Origin of the sequence: Burkholderia ubonensis subsp. mesacidophila, from assembly GCF_002097715.1 — a bacterium.
GTDB classification, from domain to species: domain Bacteria; phylum Pseudomonadota; class Gammaproteobacteria; order Burkholderiales; family Burkholderiaceae; genus Burkholderia; species Burkholderia mesacidophila.
In genome coordinates this window covers 933,504-951,716 of record NZ_CP020737.1, presented here as the reverse complement: position 1 = coordinate 951,716, position 18,213 = coordinate 933,504, and the positions used below count along the sequence as shown (strand labels likewise).

The 18,213-nt window shown below is 56.4% G+C and carries 15 protein-coding genes; all 15 read right to left on the bottom strand.

Annotation, left to right across the window (positions count from 1 at the left end):
- Nucleotides 1-6: 6 nt before the first annotated feature.
- Complete coding sequence (locus B7P44_RS04550; protein ID WP_084901175.1) at nt 7-1,896, bottom strand: polysaccharide biosynthesis protein; 1,890 nt, start codon at nt 1,894-1,896, stop codon at nt 7-9.
- A complete protein-coding gene (locus tag B7P44_RS04545) occupies nt 1,893-2,924 on the bottom strand; it encodes an MraY family glycosyltransferase (protein ID WP_084901172.1) in 1,032 nt (343 codons plus the stop codon). The genes B7P44_RS04550 and B7P44_RS04545 overlap by 4 nt, the downstream gene beginning before the upstream one ends.
- 5 nt (nt 2,925-2,929) lie before the next feature.
- The gene (locus B7P44_RS04540) at nt 2,930-3,883 is read right to left on the bottom strand and encodes a UDP-glucose 4-epimerase family protein (RefSeq protein ID WP_084901169.1); all 954 of its coding nucleotides are present in this window, start codon (nt 3,881-3,883) and stop codon (nt 2,930-2,932) included.
- Between the two features lie 313 nt (nt 3,884-4,196).
- Nucleotides 4,197-5,342: a glycosyltransferase family 4 protein gene (locus B7P44_RS04535; protein WP_133118091.1), complete on the bottom strand. Its 1,146-nt coding sequence runs from the start codon at nt 5,340-5,342 to the stop codon at nt 4,197-4,199.
- Between the two features lie 99 nt (nt 5,343-5,441).
- Nucleotides 5,442-6,599, bottom strand: coding sequence for a glycosyltransferase (locus B7P44_RS04530; RefSeq protein WP_084901164.1), 1,158 nt, complete (start codon nt 6,597-6,599; stop codon nt 5,442-5,444).
- Nucleotides 6,600-6,607: 8 nt separating this feature from the next.
- Entirely contained in the window at nt 6,608-7,492 is an 885-nt protein-coding gene (locus B7P44_RS04525) for a GDP-mannose 4,6-dehydratase (RefSeq protein WP_084901161.1), read from the bottom strand.
- Nucleotide 7,493: 1 nt separating this feature from the next.
- A complete protein-coding gene (gene gmd, locus B7P44_RS04520; protein WP_084901158.1) occupies nt 7,494-8,531 on the bottom strand; it encodes a GDP-mannose 4,6-dehydratase in 1,038 nt (345 codons plus the stop codon).
- A gap of 8 nt (nt 8,532-8,539) precedes the next feature.
- Nucleotides 8,540-9,661, bottom strand: coding sequence for a glycosyltransferase family 4 protein (locus tag B7P44_RS04515; protein ID WP_231716654.1), 1,122 nt, complete (start codon nt 9,659-9,661; stop codon nt 8,540-8,542).
- Complete coding sequence (locus tag B7P44_RS04510) at nt 9,658-10,773, bottom strand: glycosyltransferase family 4 protein (RefSeq protein ID WP_231716653.1); 1,116 nt, start codon at nt 10,771-10,773, stop codon at nt 9,658-9,660. The genes B7P44_RS04515 and B7P44_RS04510 overlap by 4 nt, the downstream gene beginning before the upstream one ends.
- A 7-nt stretch (nt 10,774-10,780) precedes the next feature.
- Nucleotides 10,781-11,983, bottom strand: a complete 1,203-nt coding sequence (locus tag B7P44_RS04505; protein WP_133118090.1) for a hypothetical protein — start codon at nt 11,981-11,983, stop codon at nt 10,781-10,783.
- Nucleotides 11,984-12,072: 89 nt separating this feature from the next.
- Nucleotides 12,073-13,830 (bottom strand): glycosyltransferase family 4 protein, encoded by a 1,758-nt coding sequence (locus tag B7P44_RS04500; protein WP_084901152.1) that lies wholly within the window; start codon nt 13,828-13,830, stop codon nt 12,073-12,075.
- A complete protein-coding gene (locus B7P44_RS04495) occupies nt 13,827-14,828 on the bottom strand; it encodes a glycosyltransferase (RefSeq protein ID WP_084906408.1) in 1,002 nt (333 codons plus the stop codon). The genes B7P44_RS04500 and B7P44_RS04495 overlap by 4 nt, the downstream gene beginning before the upstream one ends.
- Before the next feature lie 132 nt (nt 14,829-14,960).
- Nucleotides 14,961-15,713, bottom strand: coding sequence for an SDR family NAD(P)-dependent oxidoreductase (locus B7P44_RS04490; protein WP_084901149.1), 753 nt, complete (start codon nt 15,711-15,713; stop codon nt 14,961-14,963).
- On the bottom strand, nt 15,713-17,005 hold the full coding sequence (locus B7P44_RS04485) for a glycosyltransferase family 4 protein (protein WP_231716652.1): 1,293 nt from the start codon (nt 17,003-17,005) through the stop codon (nt 15,713-15,715). The genes B7P44_RS04490 and B7P44_RS04485 overlap by 1 nt, the downstream gene beginning before the upstream one ends.
- Before the next feature lie 46 nt (nt 17,006-17,051).
- Nucleotides 17,052-18,206, bottom strand: coding sequence for a 2-deoxy-scyllo-inosose synthase (locus B7P44_RS04480; protein ID WP_059664560.1), 1,155 nt, complete (start codon nt 18,204-18,206; stop codon nt 17,052-17,054).
- Between the last annotated feature and the right edge of the window lie 7 nt (nt 18,207-18,213).

The window sequence follows — 18,213 nt, the reverse complement described above, 5'->3', positions numbered from 1 at the left end:
CCGGATTCAGCCGTTCGACGCCGCCCGCACCGGCACGCTTTGCAGCATCGGCGCGACGCTCGACTGATACTCGGGCACCCAGCGCCGCAGATCGCGCCGCACCTCGTCGTCGCTGAGCACGCGATGCTGCATCAGCCACGGCAGCAACTCGTCGAGCAGGTGATCCGGCACCTCGCGGGCCCGCGCGATCCGCAATTTCGGGTGCGGCGTGCGGGTCGTCGTCTCGTCGTCGGCAAGCAGTTCCTCGTAGAGCTTTTCGCCGGGGCGCAGGCCCGTAAACTCGATCCGGATCTGATCTTCGGAGAAGCCATACAGGCGAATCAGGTCGCGCGCGAGATCGACGATCTTGACGGGCTGTCCCATGTCGAGAATGAAGATCTCGCCGCCCTGCCCCATGCTCGACGCCTGCAGCACGAGCTGCGACGCTTCCGGAATCGTCATGAAGAAACGCGTGATCTCCGGGTGCGTGACCGTCACCGGCCCGCCCTTCGCGATCTGCTGCTGGAATTTCGGGATCACGCTGCCCGCGCTGCCGAGCACATTGCCAAAGCGCACGGTCTCGAACTGCGTGTGGTCGCTCGTCTGCTGCAGCGCCTGGCACGCCATTTCCGCAAGACGCTTGCTCGCGCCCATCACGTTGGTCGGGTTGACGGCCTTGTCCGTCGAGATCAGCACGAAATGGCGGACGTCATGGCGAATCGCCGCGCGCGCGACGCGGTACGTGCCGAGCACGTTGTTGCGCAGCGCCTGCCATGCGTTGTGCTCCTCCATCAGCGGCACGTGCTTGTACGCCGCCGCATGGAATACGATGTGCGGCGCGTGGCGCGACATCACCTGGTCGAGCAGCAGCGAATCCTTCGCATCGCCGATGATCGGCACGACCGGCTGCTCCGGGAAGCGTTCGCGCAGTTCTTCGGTGAGTCGATAGATCGCATATTCAGAGATATCGAATACGACTACCTGCGCCGGCGCGAAACGCAGGATCTGCCGGCACAGCTCCGAGCCGATCGAGCCGCCGGCGCCCGTCACCATCACGACGCGATCACGCAGCAGCGCCTCGACGTGCGGCGTGTCGATCGTCACGGCGTCGCGGCCGAGGAGGTCTTCGAGGTCGATCTGGCGAATGTGCGACAGGAAACCTTGGCCTGGCGGCAATTCGGTCAACGACGGCAGCACCATTGCCCGCACGCCAGCGCGCACACAAAGGGTTGCTGCGCGACGCTGTGCCTCGACCGGCGCTGACGGAATTGCGATGATTGCATACTCAATCTTCAGCGCCGCCGCGAAGTGAGACAGCTCATCGATGCTGCCAAGCACTTTGTACCCGTATACCTCTCTTGCCCGCTTGGCTGGGTCGTCGTCGAGCAAACCCACCAGCCGCCATTTCCCGGAACGCGACAACTCACGCGCCAAGCTAGCCCCCGCGGTGCCTGCGCCCAAGACCAGGACGGGTTTGCCTTGACCGACCAGGCCGCCATATAGATAGAACTCCTTGATTGCCCGATACAGCGCACGCGCGCCACCCATCGTCACGAACAACAACAATGGGGACAGCAACAGTACGGAACGAGGAATGATCGGCGTCGGCTGCAACATGACGGCGCCAACCATTACGATCACACCGCCGCAACTCACGGCCTTAGATATCCGAAGGAGATCAGGTAGGCTCGCGAACACCCAAAGTCCGCGATAGAGTCCGAAAACATGGAACATCAGGCCATAGACGGTGAGCACCCAGGTGAGCGCAAGGAGACCGCCCATCCAGAACTCCGTCGGTACGGAACCGTTGAATCTAATCACGTACGCGACCAGCCACGCACATGCGACCGCCATCAGGTCATAGAAGAATGCGCTCAACGACAGCCACGAACCCTTCGGCTTGAACATGGGTGTCATGTCTCATCCCTTTCGGTTGTAAGTTTCAGGAATCGTCGCCATCGCGCATCAATCACACCACCGATGCACATGAGTATGCAGGCCCACATGGCAACGACGACCCACTGAATCAACGGTGAACGATCGAGCCCCCACAACGCTACGCCGACGCCGATAGCCATCACGAAGTACCATGAAACTGCGGTCAACGCATGCCCCACCCCGGAACGAACCATTCTTTGATAGTAATGTTCGCGATGAGCTTGCCAGAACTTCTCCCCTCGAAGAAGCCGCTTGAACAGCGTCGCGGATGCATCTGCGATGAACGGGGAAAAAATTAAGGGCGGGAACCATAAAGGCCATACTCCGCGAATCCATCCCCAATACCCCATTGCCCCGGCCAGAAAACCGAGCGATATGGATCCGGCATCACCAAGAAAAATCCGTGCCGGATGAAAATTGAAGATCAGAAACCCGAGGCTGGCCCCCGCGACAGTCACCGCTGCGATGGCCAGCAACGGCAACGGATGAGCGCTGATGACGGCTCCCGCGGCATAAGCCGAAAAGCCGAACAGCGTCATGCCGCCTGCCAGCCCATCTGCGCCATCCATGAAGTTATACAAGTTGATCAGCCACACCAGCACAAAGGCGATCACGAGGAATGCCCACCATGGCTGGACACTCGGATAGAGACTCAGGAGCATCGCAACTGCAGCGACATGGGCGCTGAAGCGCACGCGTGCCGGCAGCCCGCGTCGATCGTCTACCAGGGACACAATGGCCAGAAAGGCCGCGAGTGCCACGATCCAGTGAAATTCGGAGTCCGCCATCCATATGCCAACCGCGGCAACCGGAACCACTCCCCAAGCTCCCGCCCTTGGTGTGGGCAACGTATGCAAAGAACGATCGTTCGGAACATCCGTCGCAAGGTGCCATGCGAGGCCGGTTTTCAGCAGTCCCCAGAGAATCGCCGCGCATGCCAGCGCGGCACATAGCGCCCAAGTTGCCGCGACGGGGAAAGGACTAGATGTAATCGTACTGGTCAACATTGCATTTACTGCGTGGAGCGATACCAAATCGCCGTTTGTCTCAACCCGTCTTCTACGTCGTGCGGGGGACACCAGTCGAGCACGTCTCGAATCCGACGCGTGTCAAGTTGCAGCGCCCCGACGAGTCGCTCGACCTCTGGGAGGCGCCCAGTCAGCCGCCCCGCGATACGCAGCCAGATCGCAGGCACTGGAAGCAGTCGAGCGGGAGCATCCAGATACGTGGCCAAGCTACGCGCCAACTCGGTCACAGTAAGGTCACGGCCATCGGCGACGTGAAAAACCTGCCCGGCGGCACGGGAATCGCTCGCGCACACCAACAGCGCATTCGCGAGATTCTCGACGTAGATCAAGCTACGGCGCGCCGAAATCGCCCCTAAAGGCAAAGGAATTCGCTTGGATAACGCTCGCATCAGGCTTTGGAAGTTGGCACGCACACCTGGGCCATATACCAGCGGCGGCCTGACGATCACAATTTCCATCCCCGAGTCGCGTCCGAATGCGACAAGTCCCCTTTCGGCCTCAAGTTTGGATATGCCATACGGGTCTAGCGGGGCCGGCTCGTCGACTTCGCTAAGCGGCGCGCGTCCAGCACTGCTTTCCCCTACCGCCTTGATGCTGCTCACGTAGACAAACCGACGTGCGCCGATCGCGTGCGCTGCTCGAGCCACGCGAAGCGTGCCCTCCACATTGGTTTCACGGTATGCAGCCGCAGGGTCCACCGCCGAGTCGCGCATGACATGAACCCGCGCGGCGAGGTGAATGACCGTATCGCATCGTACCCAGTCGGGCCACATTTGCTCGATGCCGGCAAAATCCGCCTGATCGTGCACCCATTCGGGACCAAGGTCAGGTTGACCAGTCGGGCGCCGGACCAGCCTGACGACGTGCTCTCCACGCGCCAGCAACGCGCGACACGTCGCTTGGCCCACAAACCCGCTGGCTCCTGTTACTAGAATCATTCGATAGATTTCATCGTGAATCCGCCGTCCGGACCAAACACGTCTGTGCAGCCTTGTCGGCAGGTATTGTCGGTGGGTCGGATCGTCGTCTTGGCAGCAGGCATTCTATCAGGCGGTCGCTTAACCAAGCTCACATCGAACATTCGTGTCGCAAGGCAGTTCGTCCGGTCGCCTCACCATCGCTCGTGGATCGCGCCACGCGCCAAGCGTGCGCAGCGCCGCCGTCCCGACGGCATCACGAAGGAAAGCCGTCTCGATCAACCAGCGGCCTGCGCACGGCGCCAAGCAAGCACGCCCCCTCCCCGAAACCGCGTTACGCCACGATCTGCTGATACAACTCGTCAAAGCAGGTTTCCCAGGTCTGCCTAGGGAACTTCGCGGGAATCTGCGCTTCATATTCCGCGCGCGTGTCCGGCTCCTCGATCAACATCCGGATCACGTCGAACGCCTGCTTGTGATCGTAAGGATCGAACATCAGCTGCGGAAATGGATTGATTTCGGGAAGACTCGCCGTATTCGACGTTGCGCAGACCTTGCCGTAGAACAAGCTCTCCCAAGCGGGCAAGCCCCAACCCTCATAAAACGATGGAAAGACACTAAACAAGCAATCGCTGAACAAGGTCACCAGTTCACGATTCGACACGTCGTGGCGAATTTCCACGAGGTCTGCCGTCAAGGGATCGTTCAAGAACAGGTAGGCGACATCACCGCTCAACCAACCTGGCCGCCCCACGAGAACAAGCTTAGGACATGACGCCCCCAGGTGTTCCGCCAGCCTGCGCCAAACGTAATACAGCAGAATATGATTCTTGCGGATCTCCAATGTCCCTACACATAGAACAAACGGACGAGCGACGCGTGACGGCGAATCCGCTGGCGCCTTACTCACATCGTCGATATCGCCGCCAATCAAAATCACACGAGTATCGGCGTCTGCCTTCAACAAGGCCCGCACGTCGGATGCTGTGCTTTGCGAAATGCACATGAACCGATCGCACACAAGCGGCAACGCGCGAAGAAAGTCCTGCACCCGCCCACCAAATTCACGCGTGAAGAACTGCGGATATTTGATAGCGATCAGATCGTAGACAACAAACTGAATTGCGAAATCCGGACGACAGCGCCTCAGCTCGGCAAGCTGCGCGAAATAGCCGGGATGATCCCAACCTACTGCGGAAAACAGCCCCCGCGCACAGCTGCTCAGTGCATCCGTGAACAATGGTCCGTCAGGTAGCTCAGCCGGATCGAATCTCCGTTCGCCTTTCGCCAAGGCAACGAAATAAGCGAGTTCCTCTGTGACGATGAACTGTTCGCGTGTCGGATGATAGTAAAAGTACCGCAGGCCAGTTTTCTTCAGACTCTCGATGAAGATGTTCTGAGTGACGCGAGGAATACCATGAGGCTTTGGGCCCCAATGGTCAAATACCGATATTTCAATCCAGACAGGTAATGCACTCACCTCTTGCCCCTTTTGCTGCGCACATGCACAAGTACCGCCGCTACTGCTGCATTTTCCGATTTGGCGAACACATGACTCATGCTTCGAAAAAACGCTCGCTCAACCGGACACGCTGTACGTCCGGCCGCCACCCAAGACCTCTTCATACAGGTCCTTGTAAGCTCCACCCAACGCAGGAGCAGAAAACAAGCGCTCGTAACGCGCGCGCGCAGCCTTGCCCATGCGCGCCGATGCATGCTCGTCATCAAGCAACGCATTAACGGCGGCCGCCAACGCACGCGGCGACTCCGGCTCCACGACGAAGCCCGTCACACCATGCTCGTTGACATACGAGGTGCCTGAACCGATTTCGCAACACACCATCGGCTTCCCGAACATTGATGCCTCGACCAACACCATGCCGAACGCCTCCGAACGCAATTGAGATGGCAAAACCAACCCGCGGCACCCTTTCAGGAGCGCCATCTTCTCTTCGTTCGTCACTTGCCCTGCGAATATCACGTTTGACGCCCCAACCGCGGCGGCCAGTGCCTTCAGGCGATTCAACTCGGGACCGGATCCGGCTATGACCAAATCGGCCGGAATAGAAGGCGCGGCTTCGATCAGCGTGTGAAGCCCCTTGTAGTAACGCAGCACGCCCAGCGACAGAAAATACGGCCTGTTGCCCAACGAAAGACGCGCCAGCGTGTCCGGTCCGCACTGCCGTGCAATATCATCAGTCGCATAATCCGCGATGCCGAGCGGAATCACGCGTACCCGATCCGGACGTACGAGCGAGGTCAGGACCGGGCTTGATTGTGCGTAGGCAGGAGACGTTGCGACAACGGCTGACATCGAGCTCAGCATCCAGCGCATCAGCGGCCCGTACACATATCCGAGATACCGTTGCCGGACAACATCAGAGTGGTACGTCATTACCGCCGGCTTGTTCCTCACTCCGGAAAGCCGCAGCACGTCGCCAAACGGCCAAGGGAAATGAAAGTGGAGAACGTCAGCCCAATTCGCCAGTTCGCGAAACCGCCAGAACGCATCCGGTCCACCGATATCGCACGAGGCCGGCGCCATCCACGACTTCGACCGGATCACGTTTCCTTCGGCGAACTGCAATTCGCGCGGCGCCGGCGTGGGCGACAGCGTGAATATTCGCGACTCGACGCCACAGTCCCGCGTGGCGAGGCTGATCTGCCGGATCGCCTCCTGCAATCCCCCCGGTGGATCGGGGAAATACGTACGATAAATATGAAGCGCCTTCAACATGCCCGCCTTTACGCTTCATACATCCACTGCAGGGTTTCCTCGAGCGAGATCGCCTTCAATTCGCCGATCCGGCATCGCAGCTTTTCGTTGCTGCCGCGGAGGTACTTTACCTCCCCCGCGCGCACGAACGCCGGATTGACCTTCACATCGATCTGATAGCCCGCGATTCGCTCGAGGATCGAAATCGCGTCCCGCAAGGTGACCGCGTCGCCTGAGCACACATTGAAAACGTCACCCGCGGGTTTGACGTCGAGCAGGCGCGCATACGCGTCCACAACCGTCCTGACATCGGAGAAATCGCGGGCGACATCGAGATTACCGAGTTCGATTTCACGGGCGCCGCGCTTGAAATGGTCGACGATCTTCGGCAGAAGGAAGTTCACCGACTGACCAATTCCGGTGTAGTTGAACGGGCGCACGAGCGTAATAGGCAAACGCGAAGCCCATAGGCTCGCCATATATTCCATTGCCACCTTGCTCACTGCGTAATCATTTGCGGGCGAAGGAGCAACAGTCTCGACCAAGGGGTCGATGGCAGTGTTGCCATAAATGTTTGCGCTACTGGCCAGCAGAACACAGCGTGGGATGTGACCCGACTCCGCCACGGCTTCCAGCAAGTTGCGCGTGCCGACCACGTTTGTGCGATACATGGCATCCGCATCGCCATGCGCCACGAACGCAATAGCGGCCAGGTGAACCACGTAGTCGGGCTTCACTTCGCGCAACACGTTCGCAAGACCACTCCGGTCCAGCAGGTCGCACTGGTAAATGTGCTCCTCCCCGGAGCACACGCTGTGTGCGATCCCGCTGACGCTGTAACCACGCGTACGCAACAGGTCCGCGAGATACTTACCCGTGAACCCCGCGATTCCCGTTATCAGGACGCTCGGCATGTCAGAACGACTTCCCTTGTTCATTGCGGCGCAGATCCGCCTCCACCATCATCGCGCACAGTTGCTCGAGCGTAGTTTGAGGTTGCCAGCCGAGTTCGAGTTTTGCCTTCTCCGGGTTCCCGATCAGCAGTTCCACTTCAGCCGGGCGATAGTACTTCGGGTTGATGCGCACCACGGTCTTACCCGTCGCCTCGTCGATGCCGATCTCGTGCTCTGCCTCGCCCTTCCACGCGACTTGCATACCGGCCGCCTTGAACGCCATCGTGACGAAATCACGGACCGTCTCGGTGCGATTCGTCGCCAGAACATACGTGTCGGGCTTGTCGGCCTGCAGCATCAACCACATCCCCTCGACATACTCCTTCGCGAAACCCCAATCGCGCTTCGCATCAAGGTTCCCCAGTTCCAGAACGTCGAGCATGCCAAGCTTGATCTTCGCCACCGAGTCCGTGATCTTGCGCGTCACGAACTCGCGGCCACGCAGCGGGGACTCGTGGTTGAACAAAATGCCGCTACATCCAAAGATGCCATAGGATTCGCGATAGTTGATCGTAATCCAGTGTGCATAAAGCTTCGCAACGCCATATGGGCTTCGCGGGTAGAACGGCGTGCTCTCGATTTGCGGCACCGCCTGAACCTTGCCGAACATTTCCGACGTCGATGCCTGATAGAAGCGGATCGCCGGATTGACGATGCGGATAGCTTCAAGCAGGTTCAGCGGCCCGATGCCCGTGATTTCGGCCGTGGTGACAGGTTGGTCGAACGAAACACCGACAAAGCTCTGCGCCGCCAGGTTGTAGACTTCGGTCGCGCCGGTTTGCTGCAACAACCGGATGCTGGCCGACAGGTCGGTCAGATCGTATTCGACGAGATGCAGGTTCGGGTGCTTGTCGATACCGAGTTCTTCGATCCGCCAGAAATTGACCGAGCTCGTACGGCGATACGTGCCGTGTACGACGTAGCCTTTCTCGAGCAAAAGCTCCGCGAGATACGCGCCGTCTTGACCCGTGATGCCGGTAACGATTGCAATCTTTTCCATCTTGTTTCTCACTGTTCAATAAGTTTGTGCAGAATGGTTCGCGCGCACGCGTCCCAAGTGCTTCCGGTGTAGGTCGAGCCAATGAGCTCGTTTTCGGACGCAAGCATTGTTCGGTTGCTCGCCAGCTCAAAAATGTGGCTGGCCCATTCGTCAGGCTTCAAGGGATGTGCAAACCGAACCAGGTTCGGTGCGATTTCTACCATGCTCGAAGTTGACGAGGCAACGCACTGTTTGCCGTATCGCAGGCTCTCAGCTATAGGCAATCCCCAACCTTCATACAAGGAAGGGAACACCGTAAACTGACATTTCCGATACAAATAATCGAGCTCTCCGTCCGAAATATCGGAAAGCACGAAAACCTTGCCTTTGATGGCCGGATCGTGTTGGCATTGAAATTCGAGCGAATTATTCAGCCATCCGGGGCGGCCGACGATGACAAGATTCGGAAGCTCTCTCTTGCCATCGGCATCCAGCAGCCGATACGCGTTCAGGAGTGCCGCATGGTTCTTGCGCAACTCGAGCGTACCAACCGACAAAATGAAATCACCGAGGTAACCGAATTTCTTTTCGACTTCGCCCTCGTCGACGGACTCGAGCGCATCAAGCTCATCCCCGAGTCGGACAACTGCAATCTCCTTCGACTCGGGTGACACCCCGGTCCAGGCATACACGTCCTGCCGAGTAGCCTCGGAAATCGCAAACGACGACTTCACAAGTTCCAGCGTTTCCCGAGTCCAGCTCCCCATGTAGTTGCCGTAACCTTCCGCTTGCTCGTAGAAGTGCGGAAACAAAGAGGGAATCATGTCGTAAAACAACTGATAAAAGTCAACGCCCGAGGCAACCAGCCCACGGACGACGGGGTTGTAGCATGCGAAAGCCCAGTTGGCGCCGCACGAAAATACCCGGTCTCCCGACTCGAATTCAACAACCGCACCAGTTTGACAGGTCTCCAAATCGAAATTGCGAAAGCCCTGCAGCTCCTCGTCTATCGAAATAAAGACAGTCTCGGGATTGACTGCTTTGAACGAATGTGCGAGACGTTCGACGGTCCTGGGAATGCCCGTAGGGCGGCCATGCCATCGAACCATCGTTGAGTAGTCGAAAAATAGTCGTCCCATGGCGCTGCTCATCCGTTGATTACCGTCATATCGGACTGGAGCCCAGTCAACACCTGCTCCGCACTCTGCTTCCAGGATGTGCCTCGGTAGCCATTGACAATACGATTGGTCTCCTCCGACAACTGGGCCGGATTCAGATAAAGCTCTTCAATGTGCCGCGCCCATTGCTCCACTTTCAACGGATGCGCAAAGCGCGTCAATTCGGGGGCAATTTCCGTCATGCTCGAGGTTGACGAAGCCACACACTGCTTCCCGTAGCGCAGGCTCTCCGCGATCGGCAGGCCCCATCCCTCGTAAAGAGCTGGGTATAGCGTAAACATTGCGTTTGCATAGAGATGGTCCAGCTCCATATCGGAGACATCGGACATCACAAAAATGCTGTCAGCAATGACTGGATCGTTTTCGACCTGGAACTTGATCGAGTGATCAAGCCATCCCTGCCGACCGACGATCACCAGTTTTGGCAGGTCGCTCTTCCCCTCGCTCGCAAGCAGGCGATATGCGTTCAATAGCGCAATATGATTCTTGCGACATTCGACCGTACCAACCGACAGCACATACTTTCCCAACCCCAGAATTTCCGGGCGCGGCGCCACCGAGTTCGCAACGTCACGATGGATTTCGTCGCCCAGTCGAATCACTTTTATCTCCGGCGCCGACAAGCCATTCTTTTTCGCAAACTCGATGACGTCGCGCTTCGTGTTTTCCGATATCGCAAATGAAAAATCGGAAAATGACAACGTATCCCGCAACCAGGCACGGTAAATATCCGGAAATCCCGGCCCGAAACAGTAAGGAAATTTATCCGGAATCGTGTCATAAAAGAGAATGGAAACTTTCGCCCCCTCTTCGCGAACCCTCCTCAGGCAATCATTGAATCCCGGAATATCCCAATTTGCGCCAGCCGAGAAAACCACGTCATTCGGCGAAAGGTGCATGCGATCACCCATCGCCTTAGCGGTAGGATCATAGTAGCGCAGCTCCTCCTGCTCCGAGAAACAAACAGGCACGACATCACCATCCAGCTTCAAAAGCTCGGCACCGATCAGGTGCACCACGCGGCTTATGCCCGTGGGATTACCCGCCCATCGCGCCAACGTGGTGTAGTCGAAATAAATTCCCATAATCTACTCAGTTTCCTCGCAACGCTTTCTTCAAGAAATAGCCTTCAATCTTTCCCGGCAAATCACTCAACAGATTTTCCCACTTCAAATCCCGCTCGGCGTTCGGCCGGCCGTAGAATGATTCATTCGCACGCACGGAGTCCATCCCGCCCACCAATTCAGCAGGCGAATCAAACAGAAAGACGCCAGGTTCACCCATGTAATTCTCGAACCCGCGGAACGCATATTTTGAGCCAACAACCGTCTTGCCCGAGAGAAGCGCTTGCGCCGTCTTCAAATTACTCCCACCTCCTCCCCATACCGGCAAAACTACACCAGTCGCGGCAGTAATTGCAGAGTTTATCTCATCCGTTTCAGCGAGGCCCTGAATACTAAAATTAGGCAAATCTGATTCCTTCAGATTATACGTCGCCATCAGTCCCGGCCCCGCATTCCCAAAGACCCAGACCTTGAGCCTGCCGCTCGGCAAATCGTTAACTCCACCTTCAATCAGTGCGTGCAGCCCATCGATATTAGGCGGATGCCAGCTGCCGACAAAAACCCAATTTCGCTCATAATCCTTGAATTTCTGTTGCCAACGCGATTTGGCCGGCGCATCATCGATTCCCTGGTGACCATTTCTGTAAAGCAGAACATCCGTCTCAGGCGCCATCGATTTCAGATACTCGACGTCTTCCTCCGTCACCGCCAACGACAGATCGGCGCGCTTGGCAATGCCACTCTCAATTTCAGCAACACGCGAAAGATTCAACTCGGCATCAGCCTCGTTAAAAATACCCTCATAAACGCCCTTCTTAAGCGCGCACTCGTTATTTTGAGAGCTGTAGATCACAAGAGCATTGCCGATGACGCGATCGCGAAGCATCTCCTCGATCAATGGCCACATAAATGGCTGCTCAAGCATGACAATATCTGGCGAAAATTCCGCCACGGCGCTCATGACGCGCGCCTTCAATTCCGGGCGACTTTCAAGATATTCATTAATGCCCCAATCGGCCAAATACCCATGCTTAACGACTTGCATGCAGGCATCATGATCAAGACATACGTTCAAACCTGCAACCGAATCACCTTGACCGAGCGAAAACGAAAGCGTCTCAACGCGAAATTTTTCTCGAAGCGATTTTCTAATATGAAAAGCTCGCAACTTCCCACCATGATCAGGATGATCAATGGGATACGTTGTAACTTGAAGTATTTTCGCTATCATGATTTACACTCAATCCGAAACCAAAATTATTTCCAATCGCCTCAACCATCCGCCGCCAGAGGGCAACAATGCGCATCGCGTCCTTAAAATTAATGCGCCAACGTGAACATCAAATGATCACGCAGCTCACCAAATTTCACCCCCGCATCCATCCAATAATTTACGGCATCGGCATCCGCCGGCCTACCCAAAATAATCTGATAGGCGAGATTGATTGACTGAGGCGTTATTGCACTTTCCACATCAAGAAGTATTGCAAACACCAGGTGGTTACGTAGATCACGCAAGCTTGCCTTCGATTCCATCCAGTAATTTACTGCCTCTGCGTCGGCCGTTCTGCCCAAGATGATTTCATAGGCAAACTTAATGGACTCCGGAGTGAGTGCATCATCAGATTTGATCGACTCTATCGTCAGCTCACTCTTTAGATCAGGAAAAGTCGCGCAACGCTCTTGCCAGAACTCTACAGTCTTGTCGCTATCAACTTCTCGCCCAAGAAGAATGCGATAAGCCCATCGAATAGCCTCTTTATCGAGCGGATTTCCAGCATTTCTGAGTTCGCCGTGGAATGCCGCCGCGAGGCGCGGAATCTCCGGATACTCTTCAACCCATCGCTGTGCTACCTCGACGTCATCCAACTCTCGTCCAAGAATCAAGCGATATGCCCAGGCAACAGCTTCGAGCGAGGTCTGTTGCTTGAATGGTGGCCGCCCGAATACATATCGCGGCGCAACCTGACGAATAAGTGCCGAGAGCTCCTTGGCCGATTCCGCCCAGTCTGCAAACTCGGGATGAGAACGCGCAACCGCCGAATTTCCGGCGCGCTCACCAACAAGATGCGCAAGATCCCCGGATTTATTGATGTCAAAGTAAAACGGGTAGCTGCCTGCAAACTCGCCAAAAACCGGCAACCGATTTGCGTAGACCGGCCTGCCATAATTCAGTGCCTCTGCGAGTGGCAAACCGAAGCCTTCTGCATGCGACGGGCAAATGACGGCCGTCGCCCGCTCGTACAGCGCTTTTAGTTCGTCATCCGATACATTTGAGCGCCATGATATCGGCCGCCCGCGCTCGATGAGCGAATCGATGCGCGCAATTATCTCATCTGCACCGGCCCCGCGCTTCCCCACCAGCACAAGCTGTATGTCGTCGTTACGCGACCAGACCGCCTCGAATTCGTCGAGCAATCGCATGATGCCCTTGCGGGGCTCCAGCGTTCCAACGGTCAACATATAGGCTGCGGGAGTGCCAACATCAACGCGCGCCGCCCCTGCTACGTCAGGTCGCAAACCCGGGGCCAATGTAAATATGCCAGTGTGTGGCACAGCTTTTCCGCCCGAGTTCTCTTCAAGATACTTCCGCAAATCGGCTTGCGTCGCCCGCGAAATGCATGGCAGAAGATCCGCGTTCTCGATTACAGCATCAAGTGCATGGCGAAAACCATCAATATCATTCGACTCAAAAAAATGCGGATACATGAGCGGAATAAGATCATACACGACGCTAACGATTGTCGCGCCGCGACCACGGATAAACGGCAACCATTCCGTCATGCCCATGGACCAAAAAGCATCCGCACACAAATAAATATCCCGATAACCAAACGAGATTTTCGAGCAGGATGGATCTGCGCGACCGGCCTCCGCCATCTTCAGCGCATCATCCAATCGATAGTACCAGTCAAACTGATGACAGATCGGCACAAACTCGACCGCGAGCTCACGCTCGAATATATCTTTCTGCTCGAGCAAGCCACGCACCACGCGCTGAACCCCCGTGTTCAGTCCGCTACGGATCGTAGACGTGCAGTCGAAATATATCTTCGGATCGTTATTCATTACAGTCATGACGCCCGCGTGCGCCCCGCAATATCAATTTCGCTCCGATAGACTTCGCGAAGATCATTCGCGATTGCTCGCCACGTAAAGCGTTGTCCAATTCGGTTCTTGAGCTCGAAACTGCCGCTCGATTGAAGTGCCCGATCGATAGCCTCTGCAATTGACTGAGTGGAGTCCGGAGCAACGTACTCGGCCTGATCATCAAAATACTCGGTAGTAGACCCGACATTTGTGATCACAATCTTCGCGCCGGTTGCCGCGGCTTCAAGCGCCGCAATACTGGGGGTCTCAAGCGTGCTGGGCATTACGAACGCCTCGCAACCTGCATATGCAGAATGCAACAGAGGTGATCCATACGGCAGTTCGCCAGCAAATATAAGTTGATCGCCCGCGAGCCTGAAGCATTCGTCGCGATAAGCTTCATCACGAGCCAATCCAATGACAACAAGCTTCAAATCCGGAAACCGCTTAACCGCTTCGATAAGTCGAAGCTGGTTCTTCCGCGGCTCGATGTTCGCCACGTTCAGCAGATAGCGCTGATTCTCGAGACCATATCGAGATCTGAAATCGCGGCCATCAGCCGATCCCAGGAAAAGATCCTCGACACCGTTGTAGACGACCGAAAAGCGCTCAAGCGGCAACTCGTAAACACGCGCAAGGCTCTCGGCCTCCAATTTCGAATTGACGACCACGCGATCAGCAATTGCCAGGAGTCGCTTAATCTCGTCGTGCGGATACCAATATTTCGTCTCTTCGGTAACCCAAAGGTTCGGGCTGATCACGAGCCGCAACCCTTGTTTCTTTGCGTGCTCACACAGCTGAAACGACCCCGGCATCACCGAAAAAAAGTGAAATACATCGTGCTTTCGAAATTCCGGCTTCCATTGGTCGAAAAGATTGACCGAAACGCCGAGCGCACGCAGGTGCTCGTAATAGGCACATAGCTGGCGTTCCCCGCCACCGGGACAATCAAAGGACCAAGGATAGCTTCCGATCAGAATTCTCAAGATTCCCACTCGCTACAGATAGATTTCCTAACAATCGAGCAATATGCTCTCGTCACTATGACTCGGGACGGATATCCGCGCCGCAAAGTATCCGTCATGCATCAGAGCCACCGGCACGATGCGAAAGACAATCTACTGCTGATTCCAAATCGTATGCATCAACCAATCTCGCCCCGTCACGCCCGATGCATCGTCCGACAATAGAAACGCGACCAGGTTAGCCACTTCAATTGGGGTATTGAAGCGCTTCAATTCGAGTGGGGCACACGTATCCCTGTAGAACTGCTCCGAGTCCATATCAAGTTCGGCAGCCATACGATCGACATCCTTGAACGACATCTCCGTACCGACCCAACCGGGACAGACCGCATTGACCGTCACGCCCTCCGCCCCAAGCTCCTTCGCCCAGCATTTCGTCATGCCAATCAGCCCAAATTTGGACGCGCAGTAGGCCGAATACCCTGCCCGCCCTTCCTGACCGAGTTGCGAGGCAATGTTGACGATCCGGCCAGGGCGGCTCAAATGCGGCAGCAACCCTCTTGTCAGAAGATACGGACCAGTCAGATTGGTGCTCAGCACCTCCTTTAACGGATCGTCACCTTTATCAAGAATGCCAAACGTCTTGCAAATGCCGGCATTGTTCACAATACCCCAAAGCGGCTCCTGCCAACCGGCCACAAACTGATCGATCTCTTGGCTGCTCGCTAGGTCAACCGCGAAAACGCTCGCCCCCGATTCTTTCACGAAATCAGCTCGCCGCAGCTCGTCAGCCGACACCTCGCTGCTGACCATGAGATCGAGGTCGTATTGCTTGAGTGCCAGCACCTCGGCGATTGCACGACCGATGCCACGACTTGCCCCGGTTACGATGACGCGCTTGCGCATTAGTCAACACTCCAGAAAGATTCAGTGTCTCGCATTCTGCCGACGGCCGCCATCAGTTGCTGGGCGGAGTCCGGCCAGGAAAGCACCTCCATGCCGTCAGGCAACAGACATTGCCCCGAATTCCGCTTGGCAAGCCACTCGACAAGCAAGGCCTTCAGGTCCTCGCTCGACTCGCCAGAAAAGTAGGTTGCTGCGTTGCGGCAGATTTCCCGAAATACCGGGATGTCGCGAACGATCAGAGGCAGCTTGAAATGCGCCGCTTCGACGAGCGGCAGGCCAAAGCCCTCTGCCAACGAAAGCGCGAACAGGGCGGACGACGCCATGTAGACCTGTCGCAGGTACTCGTCGCTAATGCCATCCAGCCAGAACAGCCGCCTGTTCAAGTTCGGATGCCGCTTTATGCGTTCTGTCAGATGTTCGACCTTCCAGCCAGCCCTGCCGACGAACACAAGCTTCACGTCTCGTCCGTCGGCCCACAGCTTCTCGATTGCATCGAGTGCCAGTTCATGCCCCTTTCTCGGCTCCAGCGTGCCGACCATGAGAAAGGTCGTCGACGATTTGAGCTGCGCCAGGACGTCCTGTGCGTTGGTGGGCAATCCGTGCGAAGGGAGACTCTCAGTGATGTCCGAACCGAGATGGAAATACTCAAGCTTGGGCTGATCTCGTCGCGTCGGAGGAAACCGCTCCAACCATGAGATGACGTCCTTACGTACGGCGTCGGAGATGCAAATCATGCCGTCGCTTTCCTCTCTGACGCACTCAAACCAGAAATCGAATAGCTTGAGATAGTCGTTCCCTTCGAACCACGCGTTGGTTCCTTCGAACCACTCCGGATACATCAACGGAATGAGGTCGTACACAACGAAATACACGCCGACTCCATGCGCACGGAATCGGACGAGTTCCTGACGCAGCGAAGGCGTGATGTTGTACGCAAGATCAACGCTGAGAAAAATATCGCCCTTCGCCGGTTCGATCGCAATTTCAACAGACGGATCGAGATTCCCCGCCAGTTGACGCTCGGCTAGTGCGGTGGCAGTTACGAAATGGCCCTTTGCCCCGTCCCCTCGCACCGGAATGACCTTCCAGTCCGCAGGCGTTTTTTGCCTCAACGCATGAAGCAACGCACGCGTGACACGCTGGATGCCGGTCCCTTTGTCAAACCCGGCCAGTTCGGTCACGTCGAAGAATAAACGGTGGCGCATGAACTTCAATCTCAAAATAAACAGACACCGCCGCTCGACATGAGCGGCGGTGCAAACAAACAGCCAACACGAGTATTCGTGAGCCATGCAGCCTCAGATGAGGCTGCCCGCCACAAACCCCGCTACGCTCCGATCAACTGACCCGCAGGGCGTCGCGCTGTCCTTGGCGACGGTTCCTTTCGATCGCCTCAAATATGACCGATTGCTCGATGTAATGCCCGAAGTTCCCGTTGTTGGTCGGCGCCATGACGCCTGCCGTACGCACAAGGCCCATGTAGGCCTTTCCACTGAGGAAGTGCTTGTCGTAGCGAATCTTTTCCCACAGATCGGACAGCGAAAATGCTTCGGGCACTGTCGTCGGCAGACCAACTCTGCTAAACACGTCGTAGTGCATCGCAACGGTTTCCTCGTCCGACAGTCCAAGCAGTAGCGCGACTTCCGCGGAAACACACATGCCGATCGAGATCGCCTCGCCGTGGTACACCTCCCCCTCCGAGAGGTGCTCGACCGCATGACCGATCGCATGGCCGTATTGCTTCAGCGTTTCATCGTAATCCGAATCAAGATCGCCGCTCATCACCTCGAGTTTCAGTTCGATCGATTTCGTCACGACCTCGGATAGGAAGTCCGGATCGACGAGATGCTCGCTGTTCGAACAGATGTAATCGAGGAATTTCGTATCCTGGCAAATCGCGTGCTTGATCGCCTCGGCCAGCCCGTCCCGAATGAGACGAACGTCCAGCGTACGCAACACCAGCGGGTCGACCACAATCTTGGAGGCCGGGTAATAGCTCCCGATCAGGTTCTTGCCGTGGTCGTAATTGATCGCCTGCTTGAAATCGATGGCCGCGTCGACCTGCGACAGCAGACTGGTCGGGAAATGCACAAGACCGATACCACGGTAAAGCGTCGAAGCCAAGAAACCCGCGAGGTTGTTCACCACCCCACCGCCGAGACTGAAGATCACCGAATATTTGTCGAAACCGTAATCGAGTGCCTTCTCGACCAGTTGCGAGTACCACTTGAAGCTCTTCGATCCTTCGCTTGCGGGAACGACCAACGTACGTACCGAACGGCCCGAACGCTCGATACATTCCAGCACGCGACGCAGGTAAAGTTTCTCCACATTTTTGTCGGTTACCAACAGGTGTTTCGACTCCTTTCGGATATGGTCGAAAATCCCCATCGTATCCAGATGGCGGAGGGCATCTTTCTTCACGATGACTTCGCTTTCCAGCTTGCGATCAGCATGGAAGTTGAAGGTTCGCGGTACTGTATGTTCGCTCATATATTTC